Genomic DNA, 20,879 nt, shown 5'->3' with positions numbered 1-20,879 from the left:
GATAAAGACATGTGTGGATTTGTAGGATATGTATCCGCAAACGAAAATAGTGAAAGAGAAACAATTAAACAGATGGCGGATGCCATTTATCACAGAGGGCCGGATGATGAAGGCTATTATTATGGAAGCCGGGCTAAGCTGGGATTCCGCCGTTTATCTATTATCGATTTAGACCATGGAAAACAACCGATGTACAACGAAGATGAAACGAAGGTCCTCGTCTTTAATGGAGAAATCTATAATTATCAAGAACTACGGAAGGAGCTCGCTGATCGCGGACATATCTTCACAAGTGAAGCCGATTCCGAGGTCTTGATCCATGGATATGAAGAATACGGGGTGAAGCTCCTCAATAAGCTGAGGGGCATGTTTGCATTTGTCATATGGGATGAAAAAGAAAAAAAATTATTCGGTGCACGCGATATTTTCGGAATAAAGCCATTCTATTATTATCAAAATGACGATGCCTTCATTTTTGGTTCGGAAGTTAAAGGGCTGATCCCTAATCCGGCTTTTAAAAAGGAGTTCAATGCACCTTTACTGCCTGCTTATTTAAGCTATGAATATATCCCGACGGATGAAACTCTTTTTAAGGGAGTACGAAAGCTGAAGCCCGGCCATTATTTTGAATTCTGCAATGGCAAATTCAGAACCCAATCCTATTATAAAATGACGTATAAAATTGATTATACGAAGAGTGATGAAGAATATATAGAAGAAATTGGCAGAGTGTTCAAAGAATCGGTTGAGAAGCATATGATTGCTGATGTTGAAGTGGGCAGCTTCCTATCAAGCGGCATTGATTCAAGCTTTGTGCTGAATGAAGCAGCCAAACTCGCTCCGGTGAAATCATTTTCAGCAGGGTACAGTGAGGAAAAATACAGTGAATTAAGTTATTCAACGGATTTCGCAAATGAAATTCAGGTTGAAAATATCCCTCGTAAAATTACAGCTGAAGAGTTCTTTGCCGCGGTTCCTGATATCCAATACTTCATGGATGAGCCTCTATCCAATCCATCAGCAATCCCTTTATATTTCATTGCCAATAAGGCCAGTGAATATGTCAAGGTTGTACTGTCAGGGGAAGGCGCGGACGAATTATTCGGCGGTTATAACCAATATAAGGAAGCGTTAGTCTATGAAAAATACCAAAAGCTTCCCCAAGGGTTCCGAAACGGTTTGGCCTCTATTGCCCGAATTTCACCTAAGTTAAAGGGGAAACGTTTTTTAATCCGCGGAGCGCAGCCGTTGAAGGAAAGATATTTCCGCATCGATTATATATTTGGAAAATCGGAAAGGGAAAAATTATTGAAGGAACCGGCGCTCAACAGAGATTGTGTCCAATTAGCCGATCCGCTGTTCCAGAGAAGTGCACATTTGGATCAAGTGTCCCAGATGCAATACTTTGACCTTCATGCATGGCTGGCAAATGATATTCTGCTGAAGGCAGACCGGATGAGCATGGCGAATTCCATTGAATTGCGTGTCCCCTTCCTTGACCGCAAGTTATTAGAATTAGCGCTTCAATTGCCGTCTGAATTACGTGTCAATAAAGAAAATACCAAATATGCATTAAGGCAGGCCGCGCTAAAGGAATTGCCCCCTAAAACAGCGAATAAGAAAAAGCTTGGATTCCCATCGCCATTGGCGGAGTGGATGAGGGAAGAGGCCTACTTTACTGAAATCAAGGATGCTTTTACAGGTGACATTGCAGCCCAATTTTTTAATCAGGAGTATATCGTTAAGCTTCTAGAGGACCATAAGGCACGCAGAAGCGAGAACATGCAAAAAATCTGGACCATCTATTGTTTTATCATTTGGTATCGGCGCTTTTTTTCGTAAAGGAAAAATAGAAAAGCTTTCTTTGTAAGTAAATCGATATACAGGCCGCTGTTAGCCTGACGCTATATAAAAAACGGGAGCAAAAGAGGGGGCAGCCTGCTTGCCAGCTAATAAATCGTTTGTAAGAGGCACATTAATTGTGACCATTGGAACGTTTTTCATCAAGTTTATCGGAATGATTTATGTCATTCCTTTCTATCATCTCGTCAATGAACAGGGAGGGGCTTTATATAATTACGGTTATATCCCTTTCACCATTTTTCTGGGAATTGCAACAGGAGGGATTCCGCTTGCGGTTGCAAAATTTGTCAGCAAATACAATGAGCTGGGCGATTATAGGACAAGCCGGAGAATTTTTCAATCAGGCTTCTTGTTGATGAGCCTGACAGGATTGGCCGCCTTCCTTGTCCTGTATAGCATATCTCCATGGATAGCAGGTATGATGATTTCCGGGGATCAACACGGAAATACAATCGAAGATACAACGATGGTCATCCAGATGACAAGCTTTTCCTTATTGCTTGTCCCTATGATGGGGCTAATCAGGGGGTTTTTTCAAGGCCATCAGTCAATGGGACCGACGACCTTGTCCCAAATGGTTGAACAAGTGGTCCGAATTATTGTGTTATTAGGGGCTTCTTTTTTAATCATAAAGGTATTCGATGGAAGTATAGCCTTAGCCGTAGGTTGGGCGACATTTTCGGCCTTTATCGGAGCGATGGCAGGGTTAGCTGTGCTATTAACGTATTGGTTCAAGAGAAAGCGCTATTTGAACAGCTTGCTTTTACAGCAGCGTGTGGAAGAAAGGCATATCCCATACAGAGCGATGTATAAGGAGTTGCTCGTGTATGCAATTCCCTTCGTTTTTGTGGGGATTGCCATTCCGGCATTCCAGCAGATTGATGCATTGACATTCAACAGGACGTTAACTGGAATGGGGATGAACGGCCAGGCAGCTGAAGCTTATTTTGCCAGTTTTACGATGTATGCCCATAAGCTTATTATGATTCCGGTTTCGCTGGCGACAGCCTTTAGCCTTACTCTTGTTCCGGCAATCACACAGCTTTATTACCGGAACGATCGCTCTGGCCTCCATCGCCAAATCTCTCAAATATTGCAAGTCACGCTGTTTCTGACGTTGCCGGCAGTCATTGGCATATCCGCCATTTCCTATCCGCTGTACGGCAGTTTCTATGATGTGAAAGCGGCGGCATACGGCGGGGAAATCCTTCGTTGGTACGCCCCTGTAGCGATTCTGTTTGCTTTTTATTCAGTCAATGCGGCAATTTTACAAGGACTGAACCGCCAAAAAGGTGCCGTCATGGCACTTATCATCGGCCTATTGCTGAAAGCGGCATTAAATATCCCTTTGTTGAAGCTGTTCGAAACAGAGGGGGCCATTCTCGCTACAGGCTTAGGTCTTCTCGGTGCCGTTATGTATACATTCTGGCAAATCAAGAAGCATACGGAGATGAACTTCCATTTTGTCATACGGAGAAGTTTGCTTGTGGGCCTTATTACAGCTGCTATGGCGCTTGCAGTCTGGTTGCTAGAAGTTGTATTCTCTCCATTCATCCAATACGGCCAGGGCAAAGCGGAGTCAGTCCTCCTGGTATTTGTGTGCGGTTTGGCAGGGGCAGCCTTGTATGGATTCATCAGTATAAAAACGACGCTGGCGGAAAAAATTCTTGGAGTTGCTTTTACTAAAAAAGTAACCAGGTTCTTTTCGAAGGCTTCCTAAGTACCTAAAAACAAAACCTGCAGATGAATGCAGGTTTTGTTTTTCTTCTGTTATAACACGGTCTTCATGGTTTCCTTCAGTACAGAAATAGAGTGGTTAAGCTGATCCATTTCCTCTGATGATAAATCAAGCTCGATAATCGATTCTACTCCTTGTCGTGTAATGACAGCGGGAGCGCTTGAATAGACATCGTTCTGGCCATACAGTCCTTCCAAATAGACGGAAACAGGCAAGATGGCCCTTTCATTATTCAAAACAGCTTTAGCAATACGGGCTACGCACATCCCAATTCCGAAATAGGTTGCTTTTTTTCTTTCGATAATATAATAGGCCGCGTCACGTACGCTGATAAAGATATCGTTTAGATGAGCCTCGTTGTATGTGTCGCCATGCTTCTTTATGTATTCCTTAATCGGTTGGGAAGCAATCGAACAGTGGCTCCATGTAGCGAATTCAGTATCTCCGTGTTCACCCATAATGTACGTATGGATATTCCGTGGATCGACATCGAAGTATTCGGAAAGAGCAGATCGAAGGCGGGCCGTGTCTAAGGTGGTCCCCGAACCAATGACAGATGATTTCGGCAAGCCGGATTCTTTCCATGCGATATATGTCATAATATCCACAGGGTTAGATGCAATGATCATAATTCCGTTGAATCCGGAATCCATAATGCTATGGATGATGCTTTTCATAATGGCGGCATTTCTTTCAACAAGAGCAAGCCGTGTTTCTCCCGGCTTCTGGTTCACTCCGGCTGTAATAATGATGACATCAGTATCTGTGCATTCACTGTAGTCTCCGGCACGGACTTTCACTCTGGAAGGCCCGAATGGGACACCATGGCGCAAATCTGCCGCTTCTCCCTCTGCTTTGGCGGTATCCACATCGATCAAAACCAATTCTTCAGTGATTCCTTGGTTGACGATGGAATAGGCAATGGCAGTCCCCACAAAGCCGGTACCGATGATGGCGACTTTTTTCGTATCGTTATTCATAATAGAGTACTCTCCTTGTTTAGCTTGATTAAATCCTTCTCTTACGTATTGTTATCGTGAAAGGTAAAAATATTCATTTGGATTGCGGTGTAAATAAGTAGAATAAAAGGATGTTTTCATAATTGGGTATGTTGATGCGGAAGATAAGCTTCCCAGGTTTGGGGAAGTGGATTTTGAGTCTTACTCCTTCCGCTTTCAATTACTGTGCTGTTACATACACATAGTTTTGAAAAAAAGCTGTATGGAAAGGACAGTTTATTTTTGGTAAATAATGTATAATTATTGGTATATTGATTGAAGGGGTGGGTTTAATGCCATATGGCAATTCTTTGTTCATGCCAAGCGGAGTAACGATGTTTCTGAGTTTATTCCCTATTATAGTCTATATACTGCTTGCCGGGTTGGCGGTTTATTTTGTGATCAAAGCCAGCAGATATATGAATGCTAAAAGAAGATTAGATCAAGAGAGAAATGAAAGGCTGAATGAACTCATTCAAGCCGTTAAGCTAAAAGATTTTCTTTGAAACAACATGGCACAATGCCAGAATGGATGCGGGGGGATATCATAGCATCTCCCCAGCAATGGCAGACGTACATATGTTTTAGGCATAAAGAGAAGGAATATGCTGAAAATCGATTATTTTTTTATCGATTATTTTTCCATCTTTTATGATGGTCGCTTTTTGAAGGACTGTATTGTTTTTTTCATCTCTTTCAATAAAATAGGGCAAATAAACAGCCATGACATCACTCAATGATCTTGAGGTTGATGCATGAAAAATGCTTGGCGTATGGTCGACCGCGTAATGGTAGATTCCATCTATCATGTAAACGGGGTTGTCGATCGTGGTCGGTCTGGTTGTTTCAATCCCTTTCCCTTCGTCACAGCTTACATCAATAATTAAAGAGCCGGGCTTCATTTTTTTTAGGTCTTCCTTATAAATGATATGGTCAGTCCGTGTGATATCCCAAAGGATTCCATTCACCAAGACATCGTATTTCGGAGCTTCCTCACGAAACAGCTTTTCAGTCTTACGGTCATATACAGTGACGTCAGCACCTAAACCCATGAAGGATTTATAAGCCCCCCGCGCTGTATTTCCTCTGCCTAGAATAGCGACCTTCAATTCATAGGGCAGAACGCCGATTTGTTCTATGGCATGCAGGGCAGCTGCTTCTCCGGCAATTTCGTTGTTACGCCAAAAGACATGTCTTCCTTTTTCATTCATGTCCTCCCAAGCGACAGCTGTAATGCCTTGTTTTACAAGCTGGCTTGTAAGAGCCTTATTTTGCACCGCATGGATCCATCCGAAAAGAATCTGCCCTTTTTTTAGAGAAGCAATGTAATCTCCATCACCGGCTTTCGGGTCGCAAATCACATCCTGCTTCAAAACTTCCTCGCGATTCGCCACTTGTACGCCCGCGTTTATTAAATCCTTGTTAGAGAACCCCAGAACAGCGCCATAGTCTTTTTCGAACACCAGTTGGCCCTTATATGGGAAGGATTGAATGTCTTTCAAGATCAGTGCCCGTCTCTTTTCATTTTCTTTACTGCCTACCGGAAAACCAATTGTTCTAAACATCTTAAATCAACTCCTTCTAATGATTAAACTCTATAGTTTGTTAAGCAACCTACTTATTTAATTTCCTTTTTTCATGAAAAGAAAACATTTTAGTAGAAAAAGGAAATAAGCTAAGGCAGTATTAGGATCGGATAAGGCATGGCATCGAGCGCGGTTTGGATGTGTAAGGAAGATGTTTATTAATACGAGTGATAATAGCGGTTCCTATACTTTGCATATATTGATATAAGGAGGTGAGAGTGTGGTTATTGTTGTTTTCTTTATAGCGTTAGCAGCGATTTTTCTGTTTGCCTTCTATATTGATTGGCGTCGTAGAAAAAGAAACAATCATCCAGCCCGTTTGACGGATGCACATGGGAAAAAGGGAGAGGACTCAAACTATTTGATGGGCGATTATAAAGATATGGGCGGGGATTGGTGATCAAGTATAAGGTTGATTTTCATGTGTTGCGCATCTGTTTCGGAGGGATTCTTGCTTAGTCCCATGCACATATAATTATTTTTGGATTAGTGATGGTATTGGAGTGTAGGCGGAGAATGCACGTTAAGGAACACTAGTTGATTTTTCGAACCTTTTTACATTTCCTTTCATTAAATAGTATGAGAAGTTATTTTGTTAAGAAAGGTGATGCAAATGGATAGAAGGCACCATCATAAAAGACAGTGTTCCTGTGGATCTCCGTCCTGTCCGATATGCTGCTGCGTCGTTCAAGTGCCAGTAGTCGGACCTCCGGGGCCAACGGGACCAGCGGGGGCTACAGGGCCAACAGGTCCAGCCCAGAATACACTATGTGATTGTTGTGTTACTCCAATGCAGAATATTCTTTTGCAAATTCCTGTAGGCACAACTATTACGCTAGGGACGCTCGATGAGACATCAGGAAACCTGCAAAATGTTACGCTGCTAGGCGTCGCGGATTTTAGGGTAACAGTCCAAATGGGCAGTATGGCTATAATGGTTCCTATTTGTAAGGTGACAGGAGTTGCGGGTAATGGAGCTGCCGCAGCCATTATCGATGCGCTTGTTCTTCAGCCGCCGGTCGATAATACAGGGGAATGCGCATGCTGTGAAGACCCGGTTAGAAGATTTTTACAGACGATCGCCACTGCAGATATTGACGTATTAGGCCCTGCTTTTAATAATATTCAAAATGCAACGATCATTGGAGTGGGGGAAGGAATCGTAAAAGTCCAGGCAGCGGGCCTTTCTTCAGCGGCTCTTTCTATATGCCAAATATCACAAATCAGTGATTTCACTGTAGGAATCTAATAAAATGGTAGCGATAGAGTAAAATATAGATAGCAGAACCAAAAACGTTATCGTCTGGTTCTGCTTTTTTTAATTAGAAATGCTAGTATCGGCCTGCTATTCCAAAAAACTTTCCTTTTGAACACTTCCCTTTCAGGAAGTGCTCCTATATGGATACACCCAACTACAATACTAGTGCATCTTTCTCTTCCATTATCCCATATTTCCATTAAGCTAATCGCGTCCATTTGTGTTGCTTCTTTAGCATTAGCATACAGCGGAATTCTCCAAAGCTACGACGTATTCCCATCCAACTAGTAAAAGGAAAGGAAAGAGCAGCTACAGGCATTCCATGCACAGACACTTGATGAACGGATTGTAAGGGATGGGCATATTGTGATATTCTCCAATCCGGGTACTGCGTCCGGGGTGGCTTTCTAGTTGCTTGAAATGTTGATGAATAAAGAGAATGCCGATCATGTAAAAGACCTTATGGGGTGTTTATAAAATGGAATGGCAAAAGCAAAAAAGGAGCTGGCTTCAGCTCCTTTTTGCTTTTGCAAGTGGGGGGCAATCAATTACTTCGAATGAATGCCAGCAATTTTTCCATCCATTGGATGTTGAATGTTGCTTTGTCGAAAGCATGTTCAATAATAAAATGCGCTTTTGGGTCGCACTTTTCATATGGGCCTTTTAATTCCGCATATTGCTTCCATTGCTCTTTTTCCTGCTCAATCGTTTCTTCAAAAAAGAGAGCTACTTTATCGGTATCCACAAAGTCCAGTAAATAAATGGAAATATACAGATCCTTTACATTGGATATCTTTTTAAAGCTCTCATAAATCTCATGCTCCAAAGCTTGTTTGCCAGCTTCAGTGATTGAATACAATGTTTTATCGGGCCGATTCTTTTCATGTATGACTTCTACTGTTTCGATGAGCCCCTTTTTTTGAAGAGCCTCAAAATTATAATAAAATTTACCTTCACTCATTTCCCTTTGAATACTAATAGGGAGGGCGTCAAATAATTTCTTTTTTATCATATAAGGATGGTTATTCCCACTTGCTAATGTCCCTAATATAAATAAACGGATAGACAATTAAGAAACTCCCTTCTCACAGCCAAATGGTCGAGTATTTCAATTACATCATATCAAGAAAAAACAGAATTAGTTAGATAAATTTTCATGTGCAGATTCTAAAGGTCTAGGAAGTGCGTTGTCTTTATGGCGAAATGCCACAATCAGTGTATTCAAAGCTAGGCAAACGAGTCCGATCAATGCTAGATGCCAAACGTAAGTTGCTAACTGGCCGCCGCCGAATAGCAAGGTGAAATCTGCCTGCACGCTATAGTACATTGGCGAAATATAGCTGATGGCCTTGAAGAAGCCATACATCATATCTCTTGTCATAACTGCGCCCGCTGCAATGGTTTGGACCAATAGGAACGGCAAATTCAATATCATGCCGGCTTGGCCTAATAAGAGTGAGAACACCAACGTGAATTGCAAGGAGACAAATAGTTGCAGAGCATGATGCACCCATAGTTCGAAGAATGTTTCACTTCCATATCCATGCATGATATACAGGATGCCGATTCCAATTAAAGGAGCAATTACCGACATAAGGATACCGACAATTTGTGTATAGGCGTATGTTCTCCATTTTCCCATTATATTTTTTAGGCCATTAAATGCACCAGTTAATGTCAAAGCTGCTATCATTGCCCCTACATAAGAAACCATAGTAAGGAAGAATGGAGCCATTTGGTTGTGCATGCCGTCTGGCACCTTGTTGATTGTTACAACGTTGGCATCAAAACTGTTTTCAATGGATTTAGCCATTGCATCAGCTTGCTTTTCAGGCACATTCAATTGTGCAAGGATGCCTTTTGCTTTGTTGGTTGAGAATTGTGTACTCATATTCGCATCGATTTCTTTAACGATTGATTGCATTGTACTGGAAACCATAGCAGGAGTCGCCTGATTAATATAAAAATCCATCTTAGGCTGTACTTTGCCGCCCTGCAGATTGGCTGAGAAATCCTTTGGAATGTGGATCAGTAGTTCGATATCTCTGTCGTCTAGCATTTTTTTACTTTGTTTCAACGTTTTATTGGATTCGATTTCTTTGAATGGAAGCGAATCCTTCAACTGTTTGCTTATTTGCTTGCCATATTGCGGATCATCGTTAACGATTGCGATATGGAGGTCATCGATATTTTTTGGAATAGCACTATATCCCGGCATAAAGCTGCCCATCATAATAATCTGGTAAAAGACTGCCATGAAAATAGCGGCGATGACCATTTTATTTTTTAGAAAAGCTGAGAATTTCATTTTATCACCCTTTGATTCTTTCGTTAGTTTATTTAAACTACTCTGATTAGAGTGGTTTAATAGATAATCATATTACGACTGTCTTTATATTTTGTCAATTTAAAATGCTCATTTTTTTTAAAAAAACCATGCATTTATATAAGAAAGCGTTTACGTTTTCCGCTGTATATGTAGCAAGAAGATTTAGGCAAAGGGATGATGAAAACTGGCTGCTGCCAAGTCGGGAGGATGAAAGACTGTTGGTATAGATTTTTTAATAGGAATGTAAGTAAAGGGAAGAGTATGAATTGCTATGGAAACGAATTGCATGAAGGAATAGCTGGCTATTATACGTTTATCCCTCTTCTTTAATACGGTTGTTGATTCAGGTGTTCTCATTGGATGGAACGGGAAAAATGATGGATGTAGGCTGCTGGGCCGGGCAGTTGGCTCTAAGGTTTACGGATTGGTTTGAACAAATCATGGGAATTGACCTGTAGCCCGGGATGATCCATGGAAGCAAAGCGCATAAGCGGAATCATGCGAGCAGCAAATGCATAGTGGCATACGGGGGATCTTTATTCATACATCAAAATGGACAATGGCCCCTTTGAAATGGTTGTCATTGCAAAAGCATTCCATTGGATGAAGAGGGAAAAGACGCTTGACACGTTGTATGGGCTGCTTTTGGAAGAAGCAGAGTTGCCATCATCGATCCGGTTTCTGCCGGTAAGGATAAGTTGCCTTGGCAAGTGAAGGTGGCTGAGATTGTGAAAGGATGGATGGAGATAAAAGAAGGGCGGGAAAGGGCATATATATCCATCCGGATCAGTCTTACGAAGAAATAATTGCAAATTCTGATTTCCAGTTGGAGAAGCATGTCCTTCCAGCTTATGAACAGAGTTGGACGTCCAGTTCTATCATTGGGCACTTATTTTCGACTTCCTATCCTGCCAAATGTTACTTGGGCGACAAATCGATAATATTTGAAGAGCATTTGAAGTAGGAATTATTAGAGCTTGATCCTGCAGGCATTTTTAGAGAACCAATTGAACTTTCCTTTCAATTGGCGATGAAAATATAGGAGTGGGTGATAAACCGTTCCTTGCCTGCCAGTCTTCAGGGAGATAAAACAAAGGCCGACAAGTAGAAATATGCGGCCTTTGTTTTTGATTTTCAAAACTAAGAGCGGCTCTGGATGGCTACCTTTAAACCTAGGCTGATATAAATGGCCCCCACGGCCTTGCCTCCCCAGCGGCTTAGCCACGATATCCGCTTGATTGTTTGTCCGAGCTTCTGGACACTAACCGCTAATAAAGTTGTATAAATAGCGCTTAGAACAACAAAGATTAACCCTAACAATAAAAATTGGACAAAGGATGGACCCTGTCCAGGATGCACGAATTGCGGCAAAAATGCGAGAAAGAATAAAGCTGTTTTAGGATTAAGGATTTCAATCAGTATGGCCTGTCGATATACGTTATTGCCCTTTTTTGTTGGTACTTTAGGCATTCCCTGTACTGAAGGCTTTTCCAATATGGCTTTAATCCCTAAATAAATGAGATAGGCTGCGCCGGCAAATTTGATTATATTAAAGGCGAGTGCTGAAGTCATCAATACAGCGGAGAGTCCTACGGCTGCAAAAAACGTATGGATCAAATCACCGGTGGCAATACCCAGACCTGCCACAACGCCAGCCCTGCGGCCGCTTTGGACAGTACGGGTGGCAATAAGGAATACGGCGGGCCCCGGTATTAAAAATAAGCCGATCACGATAGCGACAAATGAACTAATTGTTGCAAATGAAAGCAATATAACTACCCCCTTTACTTGTTGGCTGAATAGTCAGTATATTATTTATAGACTAGCCTTATTTACAGAATTGGATTGAATGAAGCCTTCTTTATACTTTACTACAGTAAAGCATTTTCATCAAGCGTGGTTGATTGAATCCGTTCTGTTTCTTGGACTTGATAAGAATAAGGGAGGGCGATTCGGCAGAGCAATCGGCAGTTATACGAACTTTCTGCGCGGATTTTCAACTGAATGATACATGGCTCCTTAGAGGTGGAAACCAAATGGATATCGCAAGCACAATGTTTTATTGTGGTATAGCCCGATCATCTTCAACTTCCATTCCTATAAGCGGTTCATTTCCAACTGCTTTGCGTAACGTTTCAAAATAGCCCGTAATAACATTCTCGAAATGCGCTCATGCCATTACAATCGGCTTTATTTTACTATAAATATCTATTTGTTTACTGTTATATGTTCATTTTTGAATCAGTCTTTCCCTATGACATGATGGATTTTAATGAGGATTCCTTTTGTAAACAATCATGGAAACAAGAATCTGGGACAAAAGCATTGTTAAAGAAAAATCCGAACTAATATGAAATGGTTAGTAGAGTTTCATATTAGTTCGGATTTTTTCATTTTATGGACTTATTCACGTAAGATGATCGTCTTTAAAGCGAGACAATTTAGTATGTTTTTTGCCTGCTTAATCGTGTTTAAGCGATCTGGCATTGATGGCTACAATTACGGTACTAAGGGACATTAATACAGCTCCGACTGCAGGGTCCATAATAATTCCCAACGGAGCAAGAACTCCGGCAGCGAGCGGGATGGCAATAATATTATAGCCGGCCGCCCACCATAGGTTTTGGATCATTTTCCGATAAGTTGACTTTGAAAGGGAAATGATTGAAACGATATCTTTTGGATTGCTGTTCACAAGCACTACATCGGCTGTCTCCATCGCCACATCGGTACCGGCTCCGACTGCCACGCTTAAATCTGCATTGGCCAAAGCGGGCGCATCGTTAATGCCATCCCCTGTCATTCCTACTTTTTTCTTGGTTGCTTTCACTTTTTTCACTTCATTGGCTTTTTCATCCGGAAGCACTTCAGCTATGACATGGTTGATACCAAGGGTTTTTCCGACGCGCTCTGCCACCTGTTGGTTATCGCCTGTCAGCATAATTGAATCGATATTCATATTTTTTAATTGGCCGATTGCTTCTTTTGCCGATTCTTTGATGCTGTCAGCCAGGGCGATCATCCCTTTGTACGCTTTATTTTCGATGACAGATACGACAGTTTTGCCTTCGGCGGACAATGTCTTCAATTTTTCTGCATCATAGTTGATGTTTTGAGTGTCCAGATAACCAGGGTTGACAACCTTGATTTGCCGTCCATCCACTAAGCCTGAAATACCTTCGCCTGTTAAAGAATCAAATTCTTCGGGCTGCGATAATTCGATATTCCGTTCTTTCACTTTCGCAGATATTCCGGATGCGATAGGATGTTCTGAATTGGATTCCAAAGAACCAGCCAAATATAGCAATTCTTCCTCGGAAACCCCTTTTGCGGGGATCATATCGGTAACACCGAATTTGCCTTCTGTCAGGGTGCCGGTTTTATCGAAAATCATCGTGTTGATCTTTCTGGCATCTTCAAAGCCAATCCGGTTTCTGATAAATAAACCTTTCTGTGCAGCTATTGCAGTTGAACGGGCCACGACAAGAGGAATCGCAAGTCCAAGGGCGTGCGGACAGGAAATAACCAATACGGTTACCATCCTTTTCATCGATTCGCCGAATGAATAACCAAGCGCCAGCCATACAATAAGCGTCACGACGCCAGATAGGACAGCTACATAAAAGAGCAGTTTAGCTGCTTTATCGGATAACACCTGTGTTTTAGATTTGCTCTTTTGCGCTTCTTCAACCAATTGGACAATTTGTGCCAAGTATCCGTCGTTGCTGCCTTTTGTTACTTTTACTGTCAGAGATCCGGATGTGTTTACAGAGCCGCCGATCACCTGGTCGCCTTTCCCTTTTTTGACCGGAATAGATTCGCCAGTAAGCATTGATTCATCGATGGATGATGTTCCTTTTTCGATGATAGAATCTGCCGGTATTTTTTCTCCTGGCTTTATTAATAGCTGATCGCCTTTTTGAAGATCTGCTGCCGGTATTGTTTCAGTCCGGCCATCTTCCATTAGTTTATTGGCGTTTTGGGGAATAAGCTTGACTAATGAGGATAATGAATCAGAAGCCTTCATGACTGATTTCATTTCTATCCAATGCCCGAGAAGCATGATGGCAATCAAAGTGGCAAGCTCCCAAAAGAAATCTGTCCCCTCGATGCCAAAGACAGTCGCCGCACTATAGATATAGGCTACGGTAATGGCAAAGCCGATCAAGGTCATCATACCGGGCGATTTTCCTTTCAATTCATCGGCCATGCCTTTTAGAAATGGCCATCCGCCATAAAAAAAGATAAGAGTGGCCAAGACCAGCTGAATGATTGAATCTCCTGGGAATGTTACGGAATAATGGAAAAACATTTGGATCATTTGTGACAGGATAATTACAGGTATAGATAGAACCAATGTAACCCAAAAACGTTTTTTGAAGTCAGCAATCATCGCCATATGGTCGTGCCCTTCATGGCCTCCATGGCTGTGGGAATGATCCATTTGACTCATATCATGATTGCTGTCTTCATTTCTTGAAATCTTACCGTGCATATGCTCGGAAGGATGTGTGTGTTCCTTTTTCATATCAATAACCTCCTACGTATTTAAATGAGATGTACCCCCACTGGGTATGTTGTTATAATGTGTATATACCTCAATGGGGTATGTGTAAACATCTATTTAAACGAAATAGGAGAAATGGGGCCATACAAAGATCCAATCTTTACTCTTTAAACCTGTAATAAACCTATTTAAAAATGCCCTTGATACCTGGATTTTGTTATTTTTCCTGGAGATATACGAAGGAAGGATGCCCATTTTACCAATCTGGAAAATACGATAAGATCATTTCGATCAATTAGGTTCTATACCGCTTATTCTTGCTGTTAAAGAACTAGTATGTTTATCTTAATAGCCATTAATGGACAAATCATTCAAAAGATACCATTGAAGAAAGGAGGGCGGATGGGTACTCTTTGGATAGATAGATAATTCGGAATAGTTGGTGATAGTAGGTGTAACGTCTACACTTTGAAAACGATAGAATGGAAGGAGTGCTGAAAAAGTTGGCCCATTACAAGGAAATGTCATGTAATTCTGCTTGCCATCGATTGAAACGCAAGATGCCGTATTCATGGGACCTGAATATTTATAGGGGCTGTGAGCATGGCTGCAAGTATTGCTATGCAATCTATTCCCATACGTATATGGATTCTGAAGGATATTTTGATGATATATATGTAAAAACCAACGTTGTTGAACAATTAGAAGCCGAGCTTGCCAGCCCTGCTTGGAAAAAGGAAGTCATCAATATCGGAGGAGTGACGGACAGCTACCAGCCCGCCGAATCCCGTTATAAACTCATGCCCGATATTCTGAAGCTATTGATTAAATATCGAACGCCTTGCATTATCAGTACAAAATCGGATCTGATCCTGAGGGATTATGACCTGATCGAAGAACTTTCAGCCATTACCTATGTAAATGTGGCGGCAACGATCACTTGTATGGATGAAGAAGTCAGGAGAAAAATAGAACCCAATGGCGCCGAATCATGGAAGAGATTTTCAATGTTGAAGGAATTTTCCAAGACAAATGCTTCAACAGGCCTGCATTTTATGCCGATCATTCCTTATCTTACAGATGGTTACCGTAATGTTGACGGGTTGTATGCACAAGCCAAGGATTCATGTGTGGATTATGTTTTGCCTGGGACCCTTTACTTGCGGGGAAATACTAGGAACGTATTTTTTGATTTTATCAGACAGGAGTTCCCGGATTTATATGGACCCCTTCAAGCAATATATAGAAAAGGAGGGGCAAGCAAGGAATATAAGAATACACTCTATAAAATGGTGAATGAAATAAAGGGCAAGTATGGACTTTCAAGCAGTTACTCCAATCCGATGAAGAAGAAACTGAAAAATCCACCCGCCAATGCTGCCCAGCTATCGTTTTTTGATTGATGGAATGTGGCCTCTTTCTTGAGATGCATGGATTTATGTATTAGTATTTTAAAAAAATATTTACAAATCTATAAAAATAGATATAATCATCCATATGGAACCTTTATTAATTTATAAATCATTATCCAATGAAACACGCTGTCATATCTTAAGGTGGCTTAAGCATCCAGAAGAACATTTTGATGAGGGAATCTATTTAGAAAATGGTATCACTCTCAAAGTAGGTGTGTGTGTAGCAGATATTCAAGCGAAGGCAGGACTTGCACAATCTGTCATTTCGAGTTATTTGCTGAACATGCAGAATGCCGGCCTTTTAGAGTCTGAACGGATAGGGAAGTGGACGTTTTACCGCCGGAACGAAAAGACTATAAAGGAATTCGCAGAGTATATTAAAACTGAATTATAAGAGGGAGGGTGTTTTTTTAGCCTTATATATCTATATATCTAGATATATAATTAAGAAGATTTGTTTCCATACGGATAAAGGAAAAGGATGGGATTGAAATTGAAAAAAAGTAATATATTGCTGATGTTTATGTTGGCGTTAGGCGTATTCGGAATCATAACCACTGAGATGGGCATTGTCGGGGTTCTTCCCCAAATTACTGAAAAATTTAACATTACTGCTTCACAGGCTGGAATGCTTGTTAGTATATTTGCTTTAATTGTGGCTGTTTCTGGCCCTTTTCTAACGTTAATTTTTTCGCGGTTTAACCGTAAAATTGTTCTTTTGACGGCTATATTCATGTTTGTGCTATCTAATATTTTTTATGCATATACTGCGAGCTTCCAAGTTATGTTGATTTTTCGCATTCTTCCAGCTATGTTCCATCCTGTCTTTTTTTCAGTGGCACTGGTAACCGCCGCAGGCCTAGTGGTGCCGGAAAAAAGTAATGCTGCAATTGCGAAAGTATTCGCAGGTATAACGGTAGGTTTTGCTTTCGGTGTACCGTTGACTTCTTTTCTTGCTGAACAGTTTTCATTAGAGTCTGCATTTTTGTTCGGTGCAGCGGTTAATGCGATTGCGTTTATTGGGATGTTGATCTGGCTCCCATCCTTGCCTATTAAGGAGAAACTATCATATGGCAAGCAGCTCGGCATCCTGCGGAAGCCGGGATTATGGATCAATATCGGTGCAATTATGTTTATCTTTGCTGCCATGTTCTCTGTTTACAGTTATTTTGCCGAGTATCTGAGTGAAGTGACAAACATGAATAAGTCCTTAATAAGTGTCATGTTGATGGCCTTTGGCTGCATTATGATTTATGGGAATTTTTTATTCGGGGGTTTTTTGCAGAAAAATATGACTAAAACGGTCATTCTGTTTCCGGTTTTATATACAGTCATTTATGTAGTCGCTTATCTGGCAGGTTCTTTTTTGTTGCCAATGATTTTAGCTGTATGTATTTGGGGGATTATCCATTCAGGCGGCCTTATTGTCAGCCAGAATTGGCTTATGGCTGAGGCAGATGAAGCGCCTGAATTCGGAAATAGCTTATTTGTGTCATTTTCTAATCTTGGGATAACGATAGGCGCTTCAGTGGGAGGCTGGTTTATTGCCCAATTTGGCATACACCAGCTCATCTGGAGCGGGGTCATTTTTGCTATAATTGCATTCATGCTCATAATGCTGAAAACAAAAATGCTCAATCGAAGTAAAGAGAAAATAAAACCAGTTCCGTCACAAGTTTTGGAATAAATAAAGCGAACCTGAATGGCCATTATTACCGCTGGTCATTCAAGCTCATACCATAAGGATGTGGCAAATGGATTAACTGGCTTTGTTATATCTTCAAAATTAGCCAAGAACAAATAGCAATCATAATTAGACGAGATGTTGATTCATCTCGTCTTTTTTATGGGGTTTTGTATAGGAGGGTTATAGGTATCCTGATTAGTTGAAAAATATATAACGATTATTTTCTCTTGATGTACATATTTATTAGCCTCTTTATTACTGCTTCCACGAATCCTTCGGAAACCTGCTTCTTAATGAATAATCAGAAATGAAATCATCTATCTTCACTTTGTCATTGGTATATAAAAATAGGATTTCGGTTAAACATGGAAGTGAAGGCTATATGATTGGATGGAATTAGAGTAAAAAAATTTTCACTAGCGTAAAAAAAATGGAGTCTTGTTCAATAACCTAACTATTTGGTAAGATTTTTTTAAATTTACACAATTTTGACACAAAGGGGATAGGAGATGCGATTACAAGTCAAACATATTATTATCGTAGGGCTGGCTTTATTTGCTTTATACTTTGGAGCAGGGAACCTCATGTTTCCGCCTACAGTAGGCCAAGCGGCTGGGACGAACTGGCCGATTGCATTGATTGGTTTCAGCATTACGGGGATTGTTTTGCCCTTATTGGCTGTATTAGCGGTTTATAATACGGGCGGAACGATGGAGAAGCTTATGAGGCCGGTTGGAAGATGGTTTTATAAGCCGTTTAATACGTTATTGATGGTCTGTATCGGGATGTGCGTGACCATGCCTAGGATGGCAGCGACAACTCATGAATTGGGCGTTGCTAAAATCATACCAGGTACGCCTACTGTTGTGACGATTATCATTTATTTTGCGATTGTCTTTTATTTTTGTTTAGATAAATCGAATGTGATTGATAAGATTGGAAAATGGTTGACTCCATTGCTCGTTTTGGCTTTGGCAATCATTATCATCAAGGGTATATCGACTCCGCTTGGAGCGCCGATTGACATGAAGCAGCAAGGGACATTATCCAGTTCATTATTGAGTGCTTATCAGACAGGGGATGTGGGGACAGGGATTTTGGTGGCTCCGGTGTTTTTAGCATCCATCCTTGCTTATGGGTATAAGGGGAAACTAAGCAAAAAAGTATCTTTTTGGGGAATAGGGGTTGCAGGAGTGTGCCTTCTGTTTGTATACGGCGGATTGCTTTACATTGGTGCAACGGTCAGCAATATTCTGCCAAGTGAGTTGTCTGATACAGAGCGCCTTTCTTCCATCGTGGATATGTCATTGGGTTCTTTCGGTACGTACGCTATTGCGGTCGCCATTATTTTGGCCTGCTTGACATCGACAATCGGAGTCATGGTTATTGTGGCTGAATTCATCAATGAGTTGACACTCAACAAGTTAGGCTATAAAACATGGGTTGCCATTATTTGCGTCATATGTGCAACAATCGGATCTTTGGGAGTAGCGCAGATTGTGAAATATACTATGCCGATTTTCCTGGCAGTCTATCCAATCATTATCGCATTAGTTCTATTGGGGACGTTCCATCGCTTTGTTCCAAATGATGGCGCTTACAAAGGGACGATCCTTTTTACGGCAGTTGTCAGCATACTTGATACAGCAGGATCGCTTGGTGTAGATGTTCCAGGAATAACTAGCTTTATCGGCAACTTGCCTTTAAGTTCCAGTGGATTTGCATGGGTTGTACCGGCAGTCATTGGATTTATTGTAGGGGCGATTGTTAGAAAAATGGCAGGCTCGGGCGATGTAGAACCATCCGAGCTGCCTAAAGAGGAGTTGGCTTAAATGACATTATATAAAAACGGTAAAATATTTACGTCAAATGAAGAAAAATTATTTGCGACAGCGATGATTGTGGAAAATAAGAAAATTTCCTGGATTGGCGATATGGAAGATGCTCCAGAGTATAACGGCGAGGTTGTAGATCTCGAGGGGAGCCGAATTATACCTGGGTTTGTAGATGCCCATATTCATCCACTTTTCACTGCTATTAGTTTCCAGCAAATCGCTTGTACACCTCCCACAGTATTATCCATTAAAGATATGATAGAACAGCTGAAGGAAAAAGGAGCCGCCAAGAATGGCTGGATTCAGGGCTGGGGCTATGATGAAGGGAAATTAAGTGAGGGCCGGACTCCGACACGGCATGATCTTGATCAGGTATCTGAAGACATTCCAGTGGCCGTAAAACGGACCTGCTTCCATATTTTATCAGTAAACAGCAAAGCATTGGAGGAAGCTGGGATCACAAAGGATACGCCTGATCCAGAAGGAGGGCAAATAGACCGGGACCCTGATGGGGAACCTACTGGAATATTGCGCGAGGCAGCCCGATTTCTAGTCGAGAAAGTGATTCCGTTGCCGGATGAACAAGAATACATTGATTTACTTGTAGAATTATCACAACAGTTTAATGCTTACGGCATTACAAGTATGACGGAAATGTACGGGGAAGCACAACCGTTCGACTATCTGTCTCTTTACAGGAAAGCCTATGCGGCGGGTATGAAACAAAAAACAGCCATCTACTATCATTTGAGTGAACTTCAGGAGCAGGATTTGCTGACACCTGAACATATTTCAACTGAACACCCTGTCTTTATCGCAGGCATCAAGTTACTGGCCGATGGTAGCGTATCAGGGCGCACAGCATGGGTAGAGGAACCTTTTGAAGGCGGCGGAAAAGAGGATTATGGATTGTCGACTACCACTCCTGAAATTTTGGGGCAGGCCATTAAACAGGCTCGGGAAAAAGGTGTCCAGGTAGCTGTCCATGCAATGGGTGAGCAGGCCATCAAACAAGTTGTCGATACTTTTGCAAAGGAAGAGCCTTGGCTTGCTGATGGACCTACTTTCCGGGTAGAGCATGCAGCTATGCCTACAAAGGAATCGATTGCTAAAGCAGGGGAGAAAGGCATTGCCTTTGTTCCTCAGACGATCTTTCAATTTGCGGAAATAGAAAGCTATCTTGCCAACTTAGGAGAAGAACGGACAAAGAATGCTTTTCCGATTCCGGCTTTTCTGGAGGCAGGCATTCCTACGGCGCTCTCATCCGATGCCCCGGCAACAGCTTGGAGCGAACCGGCAGATCCTTTCATTACTTTGAAGGCAGCTGTTACAAGAAGAGCATATACAGGAGAGGATATCGGCCAAGAGCATTCAATCGATATTGAAACAGCTGTTAAGCTGTATACAAGAGTGGCGCAGCAGGTGACGAGAATACCGGATGTTGGACAATTGAAAGAGGGGTATTCTGCTGATTTTCTTGTATTGAATCAAGACCTTTTGGCTTGTGGGCTTGAGGATATCGCTGAGGTCCATGTCCTTCAAACGTATATTGGCGGCGAGAAGGTTTTTGAAAAAAAGCCATCACACGCTAAATAAAGGTGAAAACAGGCGATTCTTTTCATAGAATCGCCTGTTTTCATTGAATAAATGAAGGATTATTGAG

At 41.6% G+C, this 20,879-nt stretch carries 18 protein-coding genes and 1 pseudogene; 12 read left to right on the top strand and 7 right to left on the bottom strand.

Annotated features, from left to right (window positions below; genetic code table 11):
- Positions 1–9: 9 nt before the first annotated feature.
- A complete protein-coding gene (gene asnB / locus ABC357_RS13550; protein WP_412888023.1) occupies positions 10–1,842 on the top strand; it encodes an asparagine synthase (glutamine-hydrolyzing) in 1,833 nt (610 codons plus the stop codon).
- A gap of 100 nt (positions 1,843–1,942) precedes the next feature.
- Complete coding sequence (locus ABC357_RS13545; protein ID WP_412888022.1) at positions 1,943–3,583, top strand: putative polysaccharide biosynthesis protein; 1,641 nt, start codon at positions 1,943–1,945, stop codon at positions 3,581–3,583.
- A 50-nt stretch (positions 3,584–3,633) separates the two neighbouring features.
- On the opposite strand, the gene ABC357_RS13540 is transcribed toward ABC357_RS13545, so the two are convergent.
- Positions 3,634–4,581, bottom strand: coding sequence for an L-lactate dehydrogenase (locus ABC357_RS13540; protein WP_412888021.1), 948 nt, complete (start codon positions 4,579–4,581; stop codon positions 3,634–3,636).
- A 311-nt stretch (positions 4,582–4,892) separates the two neighbouring features.
- Here ABC357_RS13540 and ABC357_RS13535 point away from each other — a divergent pair, with 311 nt between their 5' ends.
- Positions 4,893–5,105 carry a hypothetical protein gene (locus ABC357_RS13535; protein ID WP_412888020.1) on the top strand — a complete coding sequence of 71 codons (213 nt, stop codon included), beginning with the start codon at positions 4,893–4,895 and terminating at the stop codon, positions 5,103–5,105.
- Positions 5,106–5,183: 78 nt separating this feature from the next.
- Here the strand turns inward: ABC357_RS13535 and ABC357_RS13530 are convergent, their stop codons facing one another.
- Entirely contained in the window at positions 5,184–6,164 is a 981-nt protein-coding gene (locus ABC357_RS13530; RefSeq protein WP_412888019.1) for a N(5)-(carboxyethyl)ornithine synthase, read from the bottom strand.
- Between the two features lie 241 nt (positions 6,165–6,405).
- On the opposite strand from ABC357_RS13530, the gene ABC357_RS13525 reads away from it, so the two are divergent.
- The 3 genes and pseudogenes from ABC357_RS13525 to ABC357_RS13515 all read left to right on the top strand — a co-directional run.
- A complete protein-coding gene (locus ABC357_RS13525) occupies positions 6,406–6,585 on the top strand; it encodes a hypothetical protein (RefSeq protein ID WP_412888018.1) in 180 nt (59 codons plus the stop codon).
- Between the two features lie 390 nt (positions 6,586–6,975).
- Complete coding sequence (locus ABC357_RS13520; RefSeq protein WP_412888017.1) at positions 6,976–7,434, top strand: hypothetical protein; 459 nt, start codon at positions 6,976–6,978, stop codon at positions 7,432–7,434.
- Between the two features lie 198 nt (positions 7,435–7,632).
- A pseudogene (locus ABC357_RS13515) lies at positions 7,633–7,851 on the top strand (DJ-1/PfpI family protein); the annotation flags it as partial.
- A 136-nt stretch (positions 7,852–7,987) separates the two neighbouring features.
- On the opposite strand, the gene ABC357_RS13510 reads toward ABC357_RS13515, so the two are convergent.
- The 4 genes from ABC357_RS13510 to ABC357_RS13495 form a co-directional block, all read right to left on the bottom strand.
- Positions 7,988–8,512 (bottom strand): PadR family transcriptional regulator, encoded by a 525-nt coding sequence (locus ABC357_RS13510; protein WP_412888016.1) that lies wholly within the window; start codon positions 8,510–8,512, stop codon positions 7,988–7,990.
- A gap of 69 nt (positions 8,513–8,581) precedes the next feature.
- Positions 8,582–9,751, bottom strand: coding sequence for a YhgE/Pip domain-containing protein (locus ABC357_RS13505; protein ID WP_412888015.1), 1,170 nt, complete (start codon positions 9,749–9,751; stop codon positions 8,582–8,584).
- Positions 9,752–10,352: 601 nt separating this feature from the next.
- A complete protein-coding gene (locus tag ABC357_RS13500; protein ID WP_412888014.1) occupies positions 10,353–10,661 on the bottom strand; it encodes a hypothetical protein in 309 nt (102 codons plus the stop codon).
- A gap of 251 nt (positions 10,662–10,912) precedes the next feature.
- A complete protein-coding gene (locus ABC357_RS13495) occupies positions 10,913–11,542 on the bottom strand; it encodes a LysE family translocator (RefSeq protein ID WP_412888013.1) in 630 nt (209 codons plus the stop codon).
- 79 nt (positions 11,543–11,621) lie between these two features.
- Between ABC357_RS13495 and ABC357_RS13490 the strand changes: the two genes are divergently transcribed.
- Positions 11,622–11,780: a hypothetical protein gene (locus ABC357_RS13490; protein WP_412888012.1), complete on the top strand. Its 159-nt coding sequence runs from the start codon at positions 11,622–11,624 to the stop codon at positions 11,778–11,780.
- Between the two features lie 453 nt (positions 11,781–12,233).
- Here ABC357_RS13490 and ABC357_RS13485 read toward each other — a convergent pair whose 3' ends face one another.
- Positions 12,234–14,300 carry a copper-translocating P-type ATPase gene (locus ABC357_RS13485; protein WP_412888011.1) on the bottom strand — a complete coding sequence of 689 codons (2,067 nt, stop codon included), beginning with the start codon at positions 14,298–14,300 and terminating at the stop codon, positions 12,234–12,236.
- Positions 14,301–14,782: 482 nt separating this feature from the next.
- On the opposite strand from ABC357_RS13485, the gene ABC357_RS13480 reads away from it, so the two are divergent.
- From ABC357_RS13480 to ABC357_RS13460, 5 genes are all read left to right on the top strand, one after another.
- Positions 14,783–15,682: an SPL family radical SAM protein gene (locus ABC357_RS13480; RefSeq protein ID WP_412888010.1), complete on the top strand. Its 900-nt coding sequence runs from the start codon at positions 14,783–14,785 to the stop codon at positions 15,680–15,682.
- Positions 15,683–15,776: 94 nt separating this feature from the next.
- The gene (locus ABC357_RS13475) at positions 15,777–16,088 is read left to right on the top strand and encodes an ArsR/SmtB family transcription factor (protein WP_412888009.1); all 312 of its coding nucleotides are present in this window, start codon (positions 15,777–15,779) and stop codon (positions 16,086–16,088) included.
- A gap of 99 nt (positions 16,089–16,187) precedes the next feature.
- A complete protein-coding gene (locus ABC357_RS13470) occupies positions 16,188–17,381 on the top strand; it encodes an MFS transporter (RefSeq protein ID WP_412888008.1) in 1,194 nt (397 codons plus the stop codon).
- A gap of 509 nt (positions 17,382–17,890) precedes the next feature.
- Complete coding sequence (brnQ, locus tag ABC357_RS13465; RefSeq protein ID WP_412888007.1) at positions 17,891–19,213, top strand: branched-chain amino acid transport system II carrier protein; 1,323 nt, start codon at positions 17,891–17,893, stop codon at positions 19,211–19,213.
- Positions 19,214–20,812, top strand: coding sequence for an amidohydrolase (locus tag ABC357_RS13460; protein ID WP_412888006.1), 1,599 nt, complete (start codon positions 19,214–19,216; stop codon positions 20,810–20,812).
- Positions 20,813–20,879: the final 67 nt, after the last annotated feature.

This window comes from Bacillus kalamii (assembly GCF_047238185.1).
In the GTDB taxonomy this organism is placed as follows: domain Bacteria; phylum Bacillota; class Bacilli; order Bacillales; family DSM-1321; genus Bacillus_AD.
This window is presented reverse-complemented; position numbering and strand designations above follow the sequence as displayed.

Excerpts from the sequence above, each read along its gene's own strand:
- asnB (WP_412888023.1), top strand. The coding sequence starts at position 10 with ATGTGTGGATTTGTAGGATATGTATCCGCAAACGAAAATAGTGAAAGA.
- ABC357_RS13540 (WP_412888021.1), bottom strand. The coding sequence starts at position 4,581 with ATGAATAACGATACGAAAAAAGTCGCCATCATCGGTACCGGCTTTGTG.
- ABC357_RS13535 (WP_412888020.1), top strand. The coding sequence starts at position 4,893 with ATGCCATATGGCAATTCTTTGTTCATGCCAAGCGGAGTAACGATGTTT.
- ABC357_RS13530 (WP_412888019.1), bottom strand. The coding sequence starts at position 6,164 with ATGTTTAGAACAATTGGTTTTCCGGTAGGCAGTAAAGAAAATGAAAAG.
- ABC357_RS13520 (WP_412888017.1), top strand. The coding sequence starts at position 6,976 with ATGCAGAATATTCTTTTGCAAATTCCTGTAGGCACAACTATTACGCTA.
- ABC357_RS13505 (WP_412888015.1), bottom strand. The coding sequence starts at position 9,751 with ATGAAATTCTCAGCTTTTCTAAAAAATAAAATGGTCATCGCCGCTATT.
- ABC357_RS13490 (WP_412888012.1), top strand. The coding sequence starts at position 11,622 with ATGAAGCCTTCTTTATACTTTACTACAGTAAAGCATTTTCATCAAGCG.
- ABC357_RS13485 (WP_412888011.1), bottom strand. The coding sequence starts at position 14,300 with ATGAAAAAGGAACACACACATCCTTCCGAGCATATGCACGGTAAGATT.
- ABC357_RS13475 (WP_412888009.1), top strand. The coding sequence starts at position 15,777 with ATGGAACCTTTATTAATTTATAAATCATTATCCAATGAAACACGCTGT.
- brnQ (WP_412888007.1), top strand. The coding sequence starts at position 17,891 with ATGCGATTACAAGTCAAACATATTATTATCGTAGGGCTGGCTTTATTT.
- ABC357_RS13460 (WP_412888006.1), top strand. The coding sequence starts at position 19,214 with ATGACATTATATAAAAACGGTAAAATATTTACGTCAAATGAAGAAAAA.